Source organism: Brevibacterium oceani (assembly GCF_013623835.1).
Classification (GTDB): Bacteria; Actinomycetota; Actinomycetes; order Actinomycetales; family Brevibacteriaceae; genus Brevibacterium; species Brevibacterium oceani.
On sequence record NZ_JABKDE010000002.1, the window covers coordinates 46,585 to 64,578 of the forward strand.

Here is a 17,994-nt window from a genome sequence, read left to right on the forward strand (position 1 = left end):
GCGACTCGTCGGCGAACGGCCCGCTGACATACATCCGTGCCCGGTCCGTTGGCCAGCAACCAGTGCAGGAATCGGCGACACGAACCGGACCGATGCCACCGACCGGGCCCGTGCAGCCGGCCCGCAAATCCCCTACGGCAGCGGCGGGAGTTCGAACTCGTCGAGCCAGGGACGGACCACCTCGGCGATATCGCGTCCGGCCACCTGGGAGACGCAGGCGATGAAGTCCTCGGTGCTCACCGATGAATGACGGTGCTTCGTCGTCCACTCACCGAGGCTCGCGAAGAAGTCGGCATCTCCGATCTCCCGGCGCAGGGCGTGCAGGCACAGCGCCCCGCGCTTGTACACGCGATCGTCGAACATGTCGGGTCCGCCCGGATCACCGAGCAGGATATCCTGCGGCTGAGCGGCCAGATCCTCCCACCATTCCTCGGCACGTTCGTGCGCGGTCGCCCGACCCGACTCCTCCGACCACAGCCACTCGGCGTAGCAGGCGAAGCCTTCATTGAGCCAGATGTCCTGCCACCGCGACGGGGTCAGCGAATTGCCGAACCACTGGTGAGCCATCTCGTGGGCGACGAGGCGCTCGGCCTCCCAGTCGTTGCCCAGATGATTGGGACCGAGCACGGACAGCGGCTGCGACTCGAGGGGGATCTCGAGCTCATCATCGGTCACGACCACGTCGTAGAGATCGAACGGATACGGTCCGAAACGGTCGATGAACAGGTTCATCATCCCGTGCTGCACGCCGAGCCGGCCCAGCGCCGCATCCCAATGATCGTCGGCATAGAGTCCGAGCGGGACCGGAGACTCGGCCGGCTCATCTTTGCCGGCACCCTTCAACGCACTCGCCACGGCATCCTTGGCCGAACCCGCAACAGCATCCTTCGCGGCACCGAGCACCGCGGCTCCGACCCCCGAACCCCCCGAACTCACGGGAATCGCGCCGTTGCGGTACCGGCCGATCTGCACCGTGGCCAGATACGTCGCCAGGGGAGTCGTCGACTCATATGTCCACTGTGTGCGGCCGGCCTTGCGCACCTTCTCCGTCAGTGCGCCGTTGGACACGACCGTGTACTCGCTCTCGACGAGCACCCTGATGCGGTACTTCGCCTTGTCCGAGGGGTGATCATTGCACGGGAACCACGTCGACGCCCCGACCGGCTGGCCGGCCACGAGCACCCCGTCCTCGAGCTCCTCCCACCCGATGTCGCCCCACGTGCCGATCGCCGGCTGCGGATTGCCCGCATAGCTGATGTCGATGCGCACAGGCTGGTCCTTGCTCAGCTGCGACGTCGTCAGCCGCAGCTTCATCCCCCGGGCCGAGAACCGGACCTTCGTCCCGTTGACGCTGGCCTTGCTCACCCGCAGCCCCGTGAGATCGAGGACGATCGACTTCGTCTCGGTCAGCACCCGACCGGTGAGCACCGCTCTGCCTGAGAGCCGGTTCGGCCCGATCCGATAGTCGAGATCGAGGTCGTAGTGGTCGATGCTCAGATCGGCGCTGCCGACTCCGGGCGTGTAGGGATCAAGCGTGTGACCGCTGTGGGACAGCATCGTCGCGCCCTTCGTGCTCGAGTGTGGGAAGTTCTGGGGCATCCACCCAGGGTATGACAGGATTCCCGCTGAAATACGCATGTGCCGGGACGTATTCTCCGCGCATGACCAACGAGGTGGCCCCGACCGTCGCGTTCTCGCCCAGTGTCGAAGCGGGCAGGACGACGCTGTTGGGTCCCAGCGTGGCGCCGGGTTCGAGTTCGACGTCATCGAGACTCATCACCCGATCGTGGAAGAGGTGCGTCTGCACGACGCAGCCGCGATTGATCGTCGAATTGTCGCCGAGGCGGACGAGGTCGGTCTCCGGCAGCCAGTAGCTCTCACACCACACGCCGTGCCCGATCCTCGCCCCCATCGCCCGCAGATACCACACGATCGCGGGTGTTCCCACGGCGTTGCGGGTGAACCACGGAGCAGCCACGAGCTCGACGAAGCAGTCGGCGACCTCGTTGCGCCAGATGAACGACGACCACAGCGGATGCTCCCAGGCGGAGATGCGACCGACGAGGATCCACTTCGCGGCCACGGCCAGTCCCGCCGCCACCGCACCCGCGGCCATCATCACGACCCCAGAGGTGAGCAGGGCGAGGGCGACCGAGGCGACGAATCCCGTGGCCTCCGCCGCCACCCCGCCGGGCAGGCCGAGCAGGAACCAGATCGTGAGCACGACCGCCGTGATGAGGACACCGCCGGCAATCACCGAGGTGATCCGCAGCGTCTCCCAGAACCCGCGGGCCGCCTTCACTCCGACGGTCGGGGCATAGGTCAGCGACTCATCGGATTCGACGGCGGCACGACGCAGCTGCACCGGGGGAGACCCGAGCCACGACGAGCCCTTCTTCGCCTTCGCCGGGGCCGCCGACAGGACGGCGACCAAGGCGTTCTTCGGCACCCTCCGACCCTGTGAGGCGATGCCCGAATTCCCGAGGAACGCGCGTTTGCCGACCTTCGCACGACCGGCCCGCATCCATCCGTGTCCGAGTTCGTAGCTGGCGACCATGGTGTCATCGGCGAGGAAGGCCCCGGCAGCGATCGTCGTCATTCTCGGCACGAACACGACCGTCGAGATCTCCGTGCCCGGCCCCACCTTCGCCCCGAGCAGCCGCAGCCAAGTCGGGGTGAGCATCGAGGCATAGAGCGGGAAGAGCAGATCACGTGCCAGGTCGAGCAGCCGCTCCGTCGCCCACACCCGATACCCACGCGCCGAGCGGACGGGGAACTCTCCCTCCTCCATCCCGATCGCGAGGATCCGGACGGAGGCGAGGATGAGCAGCGCCGTGATGATGAACCACAGGCACGCCAGCGCCGGCGACCACGCCAGGAGCAGCCACGGCGACTCGAGGACCTCAACACCCGATACGCCGAGCATGAGTGCGAGCCCCGGAATCACCGCCAGGTAGGGAAGCGCCGCGTTGAGCTGGGAGCCGGCGGCATAGAACAGGAACGGCAGGCGTCGCCTCGGCGGGGGATCGGGCCACGCCTTCTTCGCCTTCCCGACCCGCACGGCTGGGGAACCCGAATAGATCTGTTTCTTCCTCACTGACCCGGTCACCGCTGAGCCGGCTTCGACGAGGGCCCCGGTCCCCACCTCGGCGCCGGGCATGAGCGTCGAGCGTGCACCGACGGTGGCGCCGCTGCGGATGTCGATGCGGCCGATGCGCAGCAGATCCCCATCGACCCACCAGCCCTTGAGGTCGACCTCGGGTTCGACGGCGGCCCCTTCGCCGAGGGTGAGGAAACCGGTCACCGGCGGTGCCGAATGCAGGTCGGCATCGGCCCCGATCCGATTGCCCAGCAGCTTCGCATACCAGGTCACCCAGGGTGCGCTCGCCACCGAGACAGCCGCGGCGAGGTCGGCGATGTGCTCGGCCAGCCACAGCCGCTTGTGCACCCACCCCGACCGCGGATAGGCACCGGGTCGGATGCCGGTCATGAGCAGCCGCGCGGCTCCTGCCGCGATGAGCATCCGTCCCCACGCGGTGACGAAGAGAAGGAAGAGGACGATGACGACCGGCCACGGCGTGAACGGCAGATCCGCACCCAGACCGACGCCGAGGTTGGCTGCGAGCATCGCGAGCACGACCCAGCGGACCCCGCCGAGGATATGCACCGGAATCCCGAGCAGGACCTGGAAGATCTGCATCCCCCGTGAGGTGCGTCCGATCGTGCGTCTGGGTCCCGTGGGGCCGATCCCCGATCCTTCCTCGCCGAGGCAGAGCCGGGCCAGAGCGGTAAAGCGCGGGTGTGCGTAGATGTCGCCGACGGTGACGCTGGGATGGCGGGTGCGCAGGCGGGAGACCAGCTGGGCGGCGGCAAGCGATCCGCCGCCCGCGGTGAAGAAGTCCGTGTCGCTGCCGGGCCGGGCACCGAGGACGGCGGCCCACTGCTGTGCGACCCAGTCGGTGTCCTCATCGAAGGTCTCTTCGGTTCCGGCTGACTCATCGCCGTCGTCGAGTGGCCAGGGCAGTGCGTTGCGGTCGACCTTGCCCGAGGTCTTCGTCGGCAGTTCGTCGACGAGGGCGAGCCGGGGCACGAGAGCGGCTGGAAGCTCCTCGCGCAGCCGAGCCTCCCAACCGGGGATGTCGGATTCGCCGGCGTCGGCTCCGATACTGACTTCGGCTCCGGGTCCGGCACCGTCACTGCCCGAGCCACCGAGGGCGAGGTAGCCGATGAGGATGTCCGTGCCCGCCGGAGTCGTCTTCACCGCGGCCGCGGCCCCTTCGACGCCGGGCAGCGCCTGCAGAGCGGCATCGATCTCACCGAGTTCGATGCGTCGGCCCCCGAGCTTGATCTGCTCATCGGCACGGCCGACGAAGACCAGCCCTTCGGGGTCGTTGACCACGAGGTCTCCGGACCGGTAGGCCCGCTCCCAGCCGAGAGTGGGTATGGGAGCGAACTTCTCGGCATCCTTGGCCGGGTCGAGATAGCGGGCCAGCCCGACCCCGCCGATGATGAGCTCTCCGGTCTCGCCTTCGGACACGGGAACACCATCGGCATCGACGACGGCCAGAGCCCAACCCGTCAGCGGCAACCCGATGCGCACCGGGTCGGAACCGTCGAGCATGGCCGCGCATGCGACGACGGTGGCCTCGGTGGGCCCGTACGTGTTCCACACCTCACGGTCATCATCGCTCAGCCTCCGGCCGAGCTCCGGGGGACAGGCCTCGCCGCCGAAGATGAGCAGCCGGACGTTGGCGAGACTCTCGGCCGGCCACAGGGCGGCCAGGGTCGGCACGGTCGAGACGACGGTGATCTGCCGTGAGGACAGCCACGGCCCCAGATCCATTCCGGACTTCACGAGGGCGCGTGGGGCGGGCACGAGGCAGGCGCCGCTGCGCCACGCCAGCCACATCTCCTCGCAGCTGGCGTCGAAGGCCACGGACAGGCCCGCGAGCACCCGGTCCCCGGGGCCCAGCGGTTCCGGCCGGCAGAACAGAGCGGCCTCGGCGTCGACGAAGGCCGCGGCGCTGCGATGAGTCACGGCCACACCCTTCGGGGTGCCCGTCGAACCGGAGGTGAAGATCACCCAGCAGTCGTCGTCGGGTGTGGGGGAACGCAGCTGCGAACGCTCCAGCGGTCCGCGGTCGTTCCGGGATTCGATGCGGGACCCGGCGGTGATGACTCCGGTCACGGCCGCCTCGGCGAATACGGTGCGGGCCCGCTCATCGGGATCGTCGACGTCGACGGGAACGTATGCGGCGCCGAGCATGAGGGTGGCGAGGATCGCCAGGTACAGATCGACCGAGCCCGAGGGAACACGGATGCCGACCTTGTCACCGGGACCGATGCCGGCCTCGGCCATGTGCAGGGCGAGGTCGCGGATGGCGATGACGAGCTCGCGATAGCTGAGCACGCGGGTGCCGTCGTCGAGGGCGGGCTGATCGGGATGATCGCCGGCGGTCTCCGAGAGGACGTCGATGAGGGTGCGGTCCTCACGAGGTCGAGGGGGTGCTGGGAACTGCGGTGCGTAGTCTCTCACGTGTCTTCCGGGTCGATCGGGAACAGTCCGCGGCGGGCGCCGCCGACTGACATCGCCGGTGACCATAGCCTGTGAAGGTGTCGTGAACATGAACAGAGGTCACGGACGGACCTCGCGCCTCTCGTCATCGGTGTCCGTCCGTGATAGATGTGAAGGACGAGCCGATGCCGCACCGGCACCGACCGCCAGCTGATCGTCCATGATGAGGAGTCCGCCCCATGTCCACCGTCCTGTCCCACGCCACCGTCTTCGACGGCACCCGCTTCCTCCCCGGCACCCGCGACGTCGTCATCGACTCCGGCCGGGTCGCCTCGGTGACGGAAGGCGGTCAGGGCTCGCACGACGCCGGGGACGACTTCGTCGACTGCTCGGGCAAGACGATCATCCCCGGCGTCATCGACTGCCACGTGCACCTGACGAGTTCGGGAGCCGCATCCACCTCGAACTTCCACGACCCGTTCTCGCTGCAGTTCTACAACTCGGTCGCCCATATGGAGGCCACCCTCAAGGGCGGAGTGACCACGGTGCGCGACGCCGGAGGCACCGACCTCGGAGCCAAGGTCGCCGTGGAGACCGGAATCGTGCGGGGCCCGCGCCTGTCGATCGCGGTCAACATCATGTCCCAGACGGGCGGGCACGGGGACTTCCACCTCGTCTCCGGCGCCGAATCCCCGTTCCTCTCGCCCCACCCGGGCCGCCCCTCAGGCGTGGCCGACGGGCTCGAAGGCGTCCAGCGGAAGACCCGCGAGCTGCTGCGGGCAGGCGCCGACCACATCAAGATCTGCTCCACCGGCGGTGTGCTCTCACCCCGGGACGACCCCCGGCACTCCCAGTTCACCGAGGCCGAGATCGCCGTCATCGTCGCCGAGGCGGCCGCCCAAGGCGCCCATGTCATGTCCCACGCCCAGGGCGCACCGGGGATCAAGAACGCCGTGCGCGCCGGTGTCCGTTCGATCGAGCACGGCATCTTCCTCGACGAGGAGGCCATCGACCTCATGCTCGAACACGGCACCTACCTCGTCCCGACCCTGCAGGCCCCGCAGGCAGTCATCAAGGCCGCCGAGGCGGGGGCCGGCCTGCCGCCGTCCGTCGTGGACAAGGCCCACCGTGTGGTCGAGGCCCACCGGGAATCGATCGCCCGGGCCCACGAGGCAGGCGTGCCGATCGCTCTGGGCACCGATGCCGGAGTCGGCCCGCACGGGGAGAACCTCGAGGAGATCAGCCTCCTCGCCGAAGTGGGGCTCTCAACGGTCGAGGCTCTCGCCGCCGGCACCGCGGTGGCCGCCCGCGTGCTCGACGATGATCGGGTGGGCCACCTCGGTGAGGGCGGTCTTGCCGACCTCGTCGTCGTGGGTGGGGACCTGCGCACGGCCGACGTCCGCGGCATCGAGAACCGGGTGGACGCGGTCTACCTCGGAGGAGAACTCGTCTGAGGTGAGACAGCGGCGCCGGTGAGGGAAACCTAACCTCAGCAGGTTATGATGGGCGGGTACAGACAAGAGGAGTGCACACCCACGATGAACCCGCTCGAGTGGTCGTTCCCGATCGCTGTCACCTGGCTGATCCTGTTCGGCATCATCCTTGCCCGTGCCGGCGGAACCTTTCTGCTCGGACGCCTGGCGCGCACAGGCATCCGCAAGATCGAACGCGTCGATCGCCTCATGTCGGGACCGAAGTACCGCAAGGCCGAGAGCATGATCGAACGGTTCGGAGCTCCCGTGATCGCGGTGAGCTTCATCATGATCGGAGTCCAGACGGTGCTCAACCTCGCCGCCGGCACGACGGGGATGAGCTACCGCAGGTACATTCCGGCGCTCGCCGTCGGCGGCGCGATGTGGGCGACGATCTACTCGACCGTCGGCCTCATCGGCTTCAAGGCTCTGGCAGCCGGGTATCAGGCCGCACCGGGGCTGACCATCGGAGTCGCCGTGTGCTTCGTTCTCGCCATCGCAGGCCTCGTCATCGGGCTGAAGAAGCCGAGAGCCTCCGCCGAGGAGACCGATGGGGCAGAGACCGAGCCGGCGCTCGGCGACGACACCGGGTCTGCCCACACCGGGTCTGCCCACAATGGTGGGTCCCGTACGAACGGGACCCTGATAGACGGGACCCTGATGGACGGGACCTCTACTCACGGTGTCCGCGCGGATGAGTCCCGGACGGACGCGAAGACCACCGAGGCCTGATCTCCGTCAGCTGAGCCCCGCCTCGGCGAGGATGCCGCCGGCGAAGACATCACCTGCGGGGACACCACCTGCGGGCTGGGCCGCCTCTGCGAAGGTCTCGTCCACCTGGCCGACTCGCTCCGGCAGGCCCGCTCCGTCGACCGTCGCAGCGGTCCAGTAGAGTCGGATTCGGTCAGAGTCGACACGACGGGTGCGCCCGTCGACAGTCAGTGAAGGAGGGCCCGCATGGTCGTGGCCTGGTGGAGCATCATTCCGTTCGTGCTTCTGCTCGGGTGCATCGCAGTGCTCCCGCTGATCCCGGCCACGGAGAAGATCTGGGACCGCAACCTCGTCAAACTCATCGTCGCCCTCCTCCTCGGCGTCCCCATTGCGGTGTGGTTCCTCCTCGGCGGAGAAGGCGGCACCGTCGCCCATGCGCTCCTCGAATACTTCCAGTTCATCGTCCTCATCGGCAGCCTCTTCGTCGCCTCGGGCGGAATCTTCCTCGTCGGCGACATCAAGGCCACGCCGAAGAACAACACGATCTTCCTCGCCGTCGGGGGAGTGCTCGCCTCTTTCATCGGCACCACCGGCGCGGCGATGCTGCTCATCCGCCCGATCCTCAACACGAACCAGGACCGCACCCACCGGACACACACCGTCATCTACACGATCTTCATCGTCGCCAACTGCGGCGGCCTGCTCACCCCGCTGGGCGACCCGCCGCTGTTCCTCGGAATGCTGCGCGGGGTGCCCTTCGAATGGACGTTCGGGCTGTGGCCGTACTGGCTGTTCGTCAACGCGCTGCTGCTCGTCTCCTTCTATGCGCTCGATTCGAAGATGTACGCGAAGGAACCGGCCGAGGCGCTGGCGAAGGACGCCGAATACGCGACGAAGCTGGGCCTGCGCGGAGCCAGCGGCCTCGTGTTCCTCGCGATCATCATCATCGCGGTCGCCTTCATCCCCTCCGTCGACGCCCACGCGATCGAGACCGGTCACGCGAGCTTCGCCGACTATGTGCCCTGGCGCGAACTCGTCATGCTCGCCTCCGCGATGACCTCGTTCCTCTTCGGCGACCGAGGCGCCCGCTTCAACCTCAACAAGTTCACGTGGACGCCGATCCTCGAAGTGGGGGCGCTCTTCATCGGCATCTTCCTCACGATGATGCCTGCGCTGGCCTACCTCGGCCAGGTCGCCCATAAGATTCCTCTGGGCGAGATCTCGCTGTTCGTCTTCACGGGCGGACTCTCCTCCGTCCTCGACAACGCCCCGACCTACGTCACGTTCTTCGAGATGGCCGCCCAGGTCCCCGGCGAGCCGCGAGTCGCCGGAGTCGCCGAGGCGCTGCTCATCGCCGTCTCACTCGGTGCGGTGATGGGAGGAGCGATCACGTATATCGGCAACGGGCCGAACTTCATGGTCAAGTCCGTGGCCGATTCGGCGAATGTCGCCATGCCCAGCTTCGGCGGCTACGTGTGGTGGTCGCTGCGTCGCCTTGTGCCGGTGCTCGCAGCGATGGTGCTCATCTTCATGACCGAAGGCCTGTGGCTGAGCCTGGTCGGAGTGCTGCTCGCCCTGCTCATCCTCGGCCAGGCCGGTCGGGACCTGCGCGCGGCGAAGGCGCCGTCCGGGACATGAGGTCCGGCGGTACGGGTCCGCGGGCGGCCGCCGGTGTCGGGCTCTGGTTCGCCGGCAACGGCGCGATCTATGCCGCGCTCCTGCCGTGGTATCCGCTGCTGGTGGACCGTCTCGGACTGAGTTCCTGGCAGTTCGGACTCGTCGTCGCCTGCTTCGCCGCAGGATCCCTGCTGTCCTCGGCGCTGCCAGCGGCGCTCATCGCGCGCTTCGGAGCGGACCGGGTCGTCATCGGCGGCACCGTCATGCTCGGCCTGGCGGCCGCCGCGACCGCATGGTCGGTCAACGGCGTGATAATGGCGATCTGCCTGCTCCTGCTCGGCTGCTGCGATGCGATCGTCGACGTCGCGCAGAACGTCGTCGGCATCACCGTGCAGGATCGGCTCGGCCGAACCATCCTGTCCTCGATGCATGCGCTGTGGAGCCTCGGCGGACTGCTCAGCGGTGCGGCCGCCACGGCTGCCGCGAGTTCGGGTGCCGACACGCGCGTGTGGCTGGCCGCGATGGCGGTCGCTGCGGTCGTCCTCACACTGATCGGACGGCGGCTCATCGGTGACGCAGCGTCACCTCGGCGCGTGGCCGATGCGGATTCCGGACAGACGGGGGGGCCGCGGACGGCTCAGCGGCCGAGTGCGCTGACGGCTCGGGTGCACGGCGGTCGAAGCGGGTCGTCCTCCTCGCGGCGCTGCCGTTGGCGATCATCGCGATCTGCGGGTCGGCCGTCGAGGACATCGCGAACAACTGGGCGGGGCTGGCCGCCGTCGATTTCGCAGACGTGCCGGCCGCCTCGGCGGGGATCGCATTCAGCATCGTCATCGGCTCTCAGTGCCTCGGCCGCTTCACTGGGGACGTGCTCGTGACACGGTTCGGGGCCGGTCGCATCGCCCGCCTCGGCGGCGGTCTCATCACCTTGGGTGGGGTCGGCGCCGTCCTCGCGCACGAACCGGTTCTGCTGTTGGCGTCGATGGCAGCGCTCGGCTTCGGTTCGGCGACGCTGGTGCCCGGCGCGCTCGGCGCCGCCGCACGGCTGTCCGGGGTGGATCGTGCCGGGGGAGTGACGCTTGTGAACTGGCTGATGCGCGTGGGGTTCCTCGGCACCAGTCCGCTGGTGGGCGTCATTGCCGCCGAGGTGGGTCTGCGCTGGGGTCTGAGCATCCTCGCGCTCGTCGGAGTGCTCACGGTGATCTTCGCTCACCGACTCGACTCACCGGAACGGAGGCCGTGCTGATTCGGGCAGCTGGGATTCAGAGTTTCGGGGGACCCGTTTCGGGAATCAGGGTGGACGGGCGATCCGCGAACCAGGGTTCCGTGACCGAATCGTCAGGTGTGGAAGGTCCTGCGGGGAAAACGAAGAATGTGCCGCGTCACTGAAGGAACGATGTCGCGACACATTGGAATGTCGGGCTAGCGGGATTTGAACCCACGACCTCTTCACCCCCAGTGAAGCGCGCTACCAAGCTGCGCCATAGCCCGTTACCGTACTCCCTCGTGGGCAACGAGAACCAGCTTATACCGATGACGGGCCAAGTGCCAAAACCACGTACCGTGACCTTAGAAAAGCAGGTATCATCCCAGGTGGATACCGACGAAGCGGGTCTCAGGCAGGGCCTGACCGGTGACTCGGTAACATTTCCGTTTCGTGATTGTTATGAAAGTGGCCCAGGCGGCTATGCTTGGTACACCGACAAACTAGAGGAGTCGACATGGCAGATCTGGATTATCCAGTGTCTTACCGGTACTCGCGCGACCATGAGTGGGCTGCGTCCACGGGTGACAACGCTGTCGTCCGTGTGGGCATCACGCATTTCGCGCAGGAGCAGCTGGGCGATGTCGTCTATGTCGACCTTCCGGCCGTGGGTGACGCGATCACCGCAGGCGAGTCCTGTGGTGAGGTCGAGAGCACGAAGAGCGTGTCCGACCTCATTGCGCCCGTCTCTGGGACCATCACCGAGGTCAACGAGTCGCTCGACGACTCCCCGGAGACAGTGAATTCGTCGCCCTTCGAAGACGGGTGGATGTATCTTGTCGAACTCAGCGAACCGGAACAGCTGGAATCGCTGATGGACAGCGAGCAGTACAAAGAGCTCATTGAGAGCGAGGAGGCGTAATGTCGCAGAATCACGATCAGAATCGTCCGGCCCCCTCGCAGCCCTGGTACGACAACGGCCAGGTGCCGCAGTCGAAGAAATTCCCGTTCGGCGCCGACAACAACGGCGACGATGATTCGGCGACCCGAGTGAACCAGCAGGTCGACCAGAACGGCCAGGGCAACAACGGCCAGGGCAACGCGCAGGCCTACGGTCAGCCGAGCAACGATGCCCCGCAGGCACCGCAATACGGCGGCGGCCAGAGCTACGGCGGCACGCCGCAGGCGAGTCAGAACTACGGTGGCACCCAGCAGGGCGGCCAGCCCTATGCGGGCAACGGTCAGGGCAGCCAGGGTCAGCAGCAGTACGGCCAGCAGGGAAGCCAGCCGCAAGGCAGCCAGTATCAGCCGCAGGGATATAGCCAGCCGCAGTACGGCTCCAACGGCGCCGGACCGTACGGCCAGCAGGGAAACCAGCCCGGCGGCTACGCACAGCAGGGCGGTGCCCCTCAGCAGTACGGTTCGAACGGCGTCGGTCAGAACGGCCAGGCCGACCCCAATCAGCCACAGTCGGGCCAGCCGCAGGGCGGACCGGTCGAAGGGAACTACGATCAGATGAGCGATTCGGGCAGCCAGCAGTTCCAGGGAATTCTGGATCCGCACACCGGCGAGATCCACCCGGTGCCCGACCTCGACGGTCTGCAGGACGCCGACGCTCTCCTCGTCGTCGTCTCGGGTCCGGACTCGGGCTCACAGATCCTGCTCGACACTGATGTGGTGACCGTGGGCCGCAGCCCGAACGCGGACATCTTCCTCGACGACGTCACCGTCTCGCGCAAGCATGCCGAGTTCATCCGCACACCCAGCGGCTTCACTCTGCGCGACACCGGATCGCTCAACGGCACCTATGTCGGTCGGCAGCTCATCGATTCCATCGAACTGCAGAACGGCGCCGATGTGCAGATCGGCAAGTTCCGTATGATCTTCCAGCAGCGTCCGCGCTCCTGACCGGGGGAAAATGTCCAAAGTCGAAGTCGAGGTTGTCGGCGTCCGCATCGAAATGCCCGCCAACCAACCGATCCTCCTGCTCAAAGCCAGCGAACCCGCCTACTACCTGCCCATCTGGGTGGGAGCGATCGAAGCCAATGCGCTCTCGATCGCACAGCGGGGCCTGACTCCTCCACGGCCGATGGCACATGCTCTTCTGCTCGACGTCCTCGCGAAGTACGAGGCCGAGCTCGATGACGTGACGATCACCGGCAAGGACGGTCAGATCTTCCTGGCCGAGCTGAATACGAACGACGGGAAGTCGATCTCCGCCCGCCCCTCGGATGCAGTGACGCTCGCGCTGACCGCGCACTGCCCCGTGTACGTCGACTCAGAACTGCTCGAAGAGTCCGGCATCGAAGCTCCCGAAGCCGACGAAGATGAAGTCGCCCAGTTCAGGGACTTCCTCGACAACGTCTCGGCCGAGGACTTCGAGACTGGAACAGAGAACCCATGAAAGCGAAACAGTGAGCCTCCACACCGATCCAGTGCTGTCCAACAGAGAAATCGCCGCTGCCGGCAATGACAATCTTCGCGGTCTCGACGACTGGCGTGAGATGGACCCGAAGCAGCAGCCGACGTATCTCGACGGCGCTGCGCTCGAGACGGTCCTCACAGATCTGCGATCCTCACCTCCTCTGGTCTTCGCCGGCGAAGCCGATGTGCTCAAGCAGCGCATCGCCGCCGCCTCGCGAGGAGAGGCATTCGTCCTCGCCGGCGGTGACTGCGCCGAGTCCTTCGACGGTGCGCAGGCGGACAAGATCCGTGCCCGTGTGCAGACGGTTCTGCAGATGGCGGCCGTGCTCACCTACGGCGGTTCGATGCCCGTGGTGAAGATCGGCCGTATGGCAGGTCAGTTCGCCAAGCCTCGTTCGGCCGATATGGAGACCCGCGACGGCGTGACCCTGCCGTCGTTCCGCGGCGACATCGTCAACGGCTACGAATTCACCGAAGAGTCCCGCCGCCACGACCCGGAACGACTGCTCAAGGCGTACCACGTGTCCGCCTCGACGCTCAATCTCATCCGCGCCTTCACCCAGGGCGGCTTCGCGGATCTGCGTTTCGTCCACGACTGGAACCGCGGTTTCCTCGCATCGAACCCCGGCTACCAGCGCTACGAGCAGACCGCGCGCGAGATCGACCGCGCCATCCGCTTCATGGATGCCTGCGGAGCCGACTTCGATGCGCTCAAGACCACCGAGTTCTACGCCGCCCACGAGGCGCTCCTGCTCGAGTACGAACGCGCGCTGACCCGCATCGACTCGCGCACCGGTGATGCCTACGACGTCTCCGGACACTTCCTGTGGATCGGTGAGCGCACTCGTGAGGTCGACGGGGCACATGTGGACTTCCTGTCCAAGGTGCGCAACCCGATCGGTGTGAAGCTCGGACCCACGGCCACGGCTGACGATGCCCTCGCGTTGGCCGAGAAGCTCGACCCGGACGCCGAACCCGGCCGCCTGACCTTCGTCACGCGGATGGGTGCCGGGCAGATCGGTGAGTCCCTGCCCAAGCTGCTCGCCGGCATCGGCGATCAGCTGCCGCACGTCACCTGGGTCTGCGATCCGATGCATGGGAACACGATCACCTCGAACACCGGCTACAAGACCCGCCGGTTCGAAGACGTCATGGCCGAAGTCGAAGGGTTCTTCAACGCCCACGGAGAGGCCGGCACGATTCCCGGCGGCCTGCACATCGAACTCACCGGCGACGACGTCACCGAGATCATGGGCGGCGCCACGGAGATCGACGACGAAGGCCTGCGTCGTCGCTACGAGACCCTCGTCGATCCCCGCCTCAACCACGATCAGTCGCTGGAGATGGCGTTCCAGGTCGCGGAGTACCTCACCCGCAGGAACTGAACGACACATTCGAGCAGTTCGCAGCGATCGAGCCGACCGAGTCACTCGAGCCGAGCGAGTCACTCGGGCGCTGAACGAAACGTTCGAACAGAGACAAAACCGGTGGCCCCGCAGTTCAACTGCGGGGCCACCGGTTTATCTGCTGGGCTGAGCCGACATCGGTCGGCCCAGGAGACAGTCGGACTAGGACACGTCCGGAGCAGGACGACTCAGTCCTTCTTGTCCTTCGACTCGTCCTTCTTCTTGTCGTCGTCCTTGGACTTCTCGTCCTTCTTGTCATCATCCGTCTTCTCCTTGCCTTTGGAGACACGGACGATGATGAGGGAGTTCGCCGGCTTCGTTTCGGAGCTCTTCGGGAACTGCGAGACGACCTTGCCCTTGGGTACGTCATCGGAGAACACTTCGTCCTTGCCGACGCGGAATCCCCGCTTGGCCAGCGTCGCATAGGCGGCGTCGAAGGTCAGTCCCTCGACATTGGGCACCGGTGTCGGCGCCACGCCCTTGGAGACGACGAGGTCGATCTTCTCGCCCTTCGACAGCTTCTCGCCGGGCCTCTTCGATGCTGAGATGATCTGGTCGTTGCCGACCGAGTCGCTGTACTTCTCGTCGACCTTGCCGACGGCGAGGTTCGCCTTCTTCAGTGCCGCCTCGGCGTCGGACCTGCTGAGTCCTTCGAGCTTGGGCACGGCGAACTTCTCCTCGCCCTTGGACACGACGACCGTGACCGTTGAGTCCGGGGCGAGTTCGGAACCGCTGACCGGTTCGGTGCCGATGACCTCACCGGCCGGAACGGAATCGTCGAAGACCTTCTTGGGTTCGGCCTTGAGGTCGTTGTCCTCGAGCTGCGAGGTAACTTCGTCGACTTTCTTGCCGGCCAGCTGGCCCGGCACGATCGATGTGGGTTCAGGCAGGTTCGCGACGACGAGCCAGGCCACGAGAGCCAAGACGGCCACGACCGCGACGAGCGAGGCTAGCACACGACGACGGCGACGGCGTGTCTTCGATGCCTTCGCCGAGGCGGGTGCGGCGGCGGCCGCGACCGCGGTCTTGTCATCGTCGTCCGATTCGTCGTCTGACCGATCCGCCGCGTCGCCACCGGATCCGGAACCTGATCCAGACCCAGATCCTGAACCGCTGCCCGAGGCAGCGCCGGCTGCGCCTGCTCCGGCCGCGACGCCGGCCTCACCGGCACCGGCCTCATCGTCACCGCTGTCATCGTCGAGGGAGCCGTTCTCCGACTCGTCGCCCGAGGTCACGGCGGCGGTGACGCCGCCGATTCCGGCAGCGGCGGCAGCGACACCGGCTCCAGCGGCGACGCCGGCTCCTCCCGCCGCATCTGATGGTGCGTCGGCACTGTCGTCATCGGCCGCCTCGGCGCCGGTTTCGTCGTCCTCACCCTCGAGGTACGGGATCTCGTCGGTCCGGGACTTCCTCTCCTTCGGGACCTCCTCGCCGAGGTCGATGCTCGCGGTGAGCACGGGGGAGTGCTCACCGGCGGCGATCGCCGGGTCGCCGAGGTCGAGTTCGGCTTCGGACATCTCGGCTCGCGCCTCGGCCAGTGCCAGGCGGAACTGGGCGGCATCGGCGGGACGGTCCTCGGGTTCCTTCGACGTCGCCCACAGGACGAGGGCGTCGAGGCGTGGACTCAGCCGGGGCACGACCTCCGAGGGCGGCGGAACCGTGTCATGGACATGCCGGTAGGCGACCTGGATCGGCACGTCGTCGGTGTAGGGCTGGGTGCCGGTGAGCATCTCGTAGAACATGATGCCGACCGTGTAGAGGTCGGTGCGGGAGTCGGCCCCGGCACGGGTGACGAGTTCGGGGGCGACGTAGCCGACGGTGCCGATGAGCGTCTTCGTCGTCGTCGCCGTCGTCACCGCGCGGGCGAGCCCGAAGTCGGCGAGCTTGACCTGACCATCGGTGCCCAGCAGCACATTGTCGGGCTTGAGGTCACGGTGGATGATGCCCGTCGAGTGCACCGCCTCGAGGGCGGCGAGGATCGCGTCGAGGACGACGATGGCCTGCCGCGGGGTGAAGGTGCCGCGGTGTTTGAGCTCGCGGCGCAGCGTCACCGAGGGCAGGTGCTCCATGACGAGGTAGACGACGTCGCCGTCACGTGCCTGGTCGTGGATGGCCACGAGGTTCGGATGGGTCAGCCGCCCGGCGTTGATCGCCTCCCGGCGGAAGCGTTCGACGAATGTGTCATCGGAGATGAGGTGTTCGTGCATGACCTTGATCGCGATCTCGCGATCCAGGCGCAGATCGGTGCCGCGATAGACCATGGCCATGCCGCCGCGGGCGATCTTCGCATCGATCCGGTAGCGCTCGTTGAGCACCGTGCCGATGAGCGGATCAGGACGGGTGCTCACAGGGCCTCCTGCATTCGGGTGCGCTGGAGCTGCACGGTGCGGACGAAGGCTTTGGTCTCCGGCAGGAGACCGTCGGCGCGGACCGAGCGCAGATCCTGGTAGTACCCGGCCAGTGCTTCGTTCTCGGATTCGGCTGTCTCGATGAGCCAGCCGAGGATGACGGTGCCGGCGACGATGTTGTCGGCGATGTCGAGCAGGTCGAGTCCGCGGCCGACGATGTCGGATGCCCAGCGACCCGAACGCGGGGTGACCTGCATGATGCCGATGGCGTTGCCGGCCGAGACCGTCGTGTGCTGGAATCCCGATTCCTGGTGGGCCACAGCCTGCATGAGTGCGGGATCGGCTCCGAGCTCCTCGGCGACGTGGGCGACGATGAGCTTGGCCTGAGCCGGGGCCGGATGACGGCGGTGGAGCAGGGTGTACTTGTTGAGGCGGGCCGCGTGGAGGACCGAGGGACGGATGCCCTCGACCTGGGCACTGGCAGCCACTCGGGGGATGTCGCGCGGCGGTTCGGGTGCGGCCCGGCGCGGGCGTGCCGTCGACGGACGCAGCAGAAGCAGCTCGCCGACCGTGAGATACGAGTCATCGCCCATCGCATTGGCCCGACGCAGGGTCGAGGCCGAGATGCCGTGCCGGGCGGCGATGCCCTGCAGTGTCTCACCGGGTGCGACGACATGCGAGGGGTCCTCATCGGGCAGGTCGTTCTTCTCCGGCAGGGACAGCACCTGCCCCTGGTGGAGGTTCTGCCGCGGCGAGATGCGGTTGAGTTCGGCCAGGGCCGGCACGGACACTCCGTGCTTGCTCGCGACCCCGTAGAGGGTGTCGCCCTGCTTCGCCTTGTACGTGCGGCCGCCGTGCGTGACCGGAACCGTCGCTCCCGCCGTACCCGAGATCCACTGCGGCCCGGTCGGAGGGTTCGCCGAGGCGGCTGCCGGGTCGGTCTCGGGTGGGTCGGCTTCGGGTGCGCCGTCGGTCGGTTCCGGGTGGACGGTCGAACCCGCCGAGGCGGCCGTCGGGTCATCGTCAGCTGCTGTGCCGGGCATGCCGTCGGGGGTGGTGCCTGTCGCCCTGCCGGGCGCGTCGTCTGCAGCGCCGGCGCGGGTCGCCTCGGTGCGGGGGTCGGTCGTATCTGAATCGGCGGCGACAGGGTCGGTCGCCTCGGTGGGGATGGCGGATTCGGGGTCGACGCGATCGGCTCCTGGGATCGGACCGGTCGAATTCACCTTCGAGGCGGCGCGGATGTCAGGAGCGGCCGTGATGGGCGTCTGCTGATTCCGTCGCGGTCGTGTCATCTGTA

Annotated in this window: 13 protein-coding genes and 1 tRNA gene; 9 read left to right on the plus strand and 5 right to left on the minus strand. The window is 67.2% G+C overall.

Features of this window, described 5'->3' with window-relative positions:
- Nucleotides 1–132: 132 nt before the first annotated feature.
- Nucleotides 133–1,599, minus strand: a complete 1,467-nt coding sequence (locus tag HK401_RS20575) for a M1 family metallopeptidase (protein ID WP_258233989.1) — start codon at nt 1,597–1,599, stop codon at nt 133–135.
- Nucleotides 1,529–5,536, minus strand: coding sequence for a Pls/PosA family non-ribosomal peptide synthetase (locus HK401_RS03515; protein ID WP_181273316.1), 4,008 nt, complete (start codon nt 5,534–5,536; stop codon nt 1,529–1,531). The genes HK401_RS20575 and HK401_RS03515 overlap by 71 nt, the downstream gene beginning before the upstream one ends.
- 218 nt (nt 5,537–5,754) lie before the next feature.
- Here HK401_RS03515 and HK401_RS03520 point away from each other — a divergent pair, with 218 nt between their 5' ends.
- The 5 genes from HK401_RS03520 to HK401_RS20440 all read left to right on the plus strand — a co-directional run bounded on the left by HK401_RS03520 (nt 5,755) and on the right by HK401_RS20440 (nt 10,561).
- Entirely contained in the window at nt 5,755–6,969 is a 1,215-nt protein-coding gene (locus tag HK401_RS03520) for a metal-dependent hydrolase family protein (RefSeq protein ID WP_181273317.1), read from the plus strand.
- 84 nt (nt 6,970–7,053) lie between these two features.
- Nucleotides 7,054–7,719 (plus strand): DedA family protein, encoded by a 666-nt coding sequence (locus tag HK401_RS03525; protein WP_258233990.1) that lies wholly within the window; start codon nt 7,054–7,056, stop codon nt 7,717–7,719.
- Between the two features lie 225 nt (nt 7,720–7,944).
- Complete coding sequence (locus tag HK401_RS03530) at nt 7,945–9,336, plus strand: sodium:proton antiporter (RefSeq protein ID WP_181273318.1); 1,392 nt, start codon at nt 7,945–7,947, stop codon at nt 9,334–9,336.
- A complete protein-coding gene (locus HK401_RS03535) occupies nt 9,333–10,193 on the plus strand; it encodes an MFS transporter (protein WP_219921711.1) in 861 nt (286 codons plus the stop codon). The genes HK401_RS03530 and HK401_RS03535 overlap by 4 nt, the downstream gene beginning before the upstream one ends.
- Nucleotides 10,109–10,561 (plus strand): MFS transporter, encoded by a 453-nt coding sequence (locus tag HK401_RS20440; protein WP_219921712.1) that lies wholly within the window; start codon nt 10,109–10,111, stop codon nt 10,559–10,561. Before HK401_RS03535 ends, HK401_RS20440 begins: the two co-directional genes overlap by 85 nt.
- 171 nt (nt 10,562–10,732) lie before the next feature.
- Here HK401_RS20440 and HK401_RS03540 read toward each other — a convergent pair.
- Nucleotides 10,733–10,806, minus strand: a tRNA-Pro gene (locus HK401_RS03540).
- A gap of 230 nt (nt 10,807–11,036) precedes the next feature.
- On the opposite strand from HK401_RS03540, the gene gcvH reads away from it, so the two are divergent.
- From gcvH to HK401_RS03560, 4 genes are read left to right on the plus strand one after another with little or no spacing between them, the layout of a single operon-like run.
- Nucleotides 11,037–11,441 carry a glycine cleavage system protein GcvH gene (gene gcvH / locus HK401_RS03545; RefSeq protein ID WP_181273319.1) on the plus strand — a complete coding sequence of 135 codons (405 nt, stop codon included), beginning with the start codon at nt 11,037–11,039 and terminating at the stop codon, nt 11,439–11,441.
- Entirely contained in the window at nt 11,441–12,427 is a 987-nt protein-coding gene (locus tag HK401_RS21145; protein ID WP_181273320.1) for an FHA domain-containing protein, read from the plus strand. The genes gcvH and HK401_RS21145 overlap by 1 nt, the downstream gene beginning before the upstream one ends.
- A gap of 10 nt (nt 12,428–12,437) precedes the next feature.
- Nucleotides 12,438–12,923, plus strand: a complete 486-nt coding sequence (locus HK401_RS03555; RefSeq protein WP_181273321.1) for a bifunctional nuclease family protein — start codon at nt 12,438–12,440, stop codon at nt 12,921–12,923.
- 10 nt (nt 12,924–12,933) lie between these two features.
- On the plus strand, nt 12,934–14,328 hold the full coding sequence (locus HK401_RS03560) for a class II 3-deoxy-7-phosphoheptulonate synthase (RefSeq protein WP_181273322.1): 1,395 nt from the start codon (nt 12,934–12,936) through the stop codon (nt 14,326–14,328).
- A 209-nt stretch (nt 14,329–14,537) separates the two neighbouring features.
- Here the strand turns inward: HK401_RS03560 and HK401_RS20975 are convergent, their stop codons facing one another.
- Nucleotides 14,538–16,697 carry a protein kinase domain-containing protein gene (locus HK401_RS20975; protein ID WP_181273323.1) on the minus strand — a complete coding sequence of 720 codons (2,160 nt, stop codon included), beginning with the start codon at nt 16,695–16,697 and terminating at the stop codon, nt 14,538–14,540.
- On the minus strand, nt 16,694–17,989 hold the full coding sequence (locus tag HK401_RS03570; protein WP_258233992.1) for a lytic transglycosylase: 1,296 nt from the start codon (nt 17,987–17,989) through the stop codon (nt 16,694–16,696). The genes HK401_RS20975 and HK401_RS03570 overlap by 4 nt, the downstream gene beginning before the upstream one ends.
- Nucleotides 17,990–17,994: the final 5 nt, after the last annotated feature.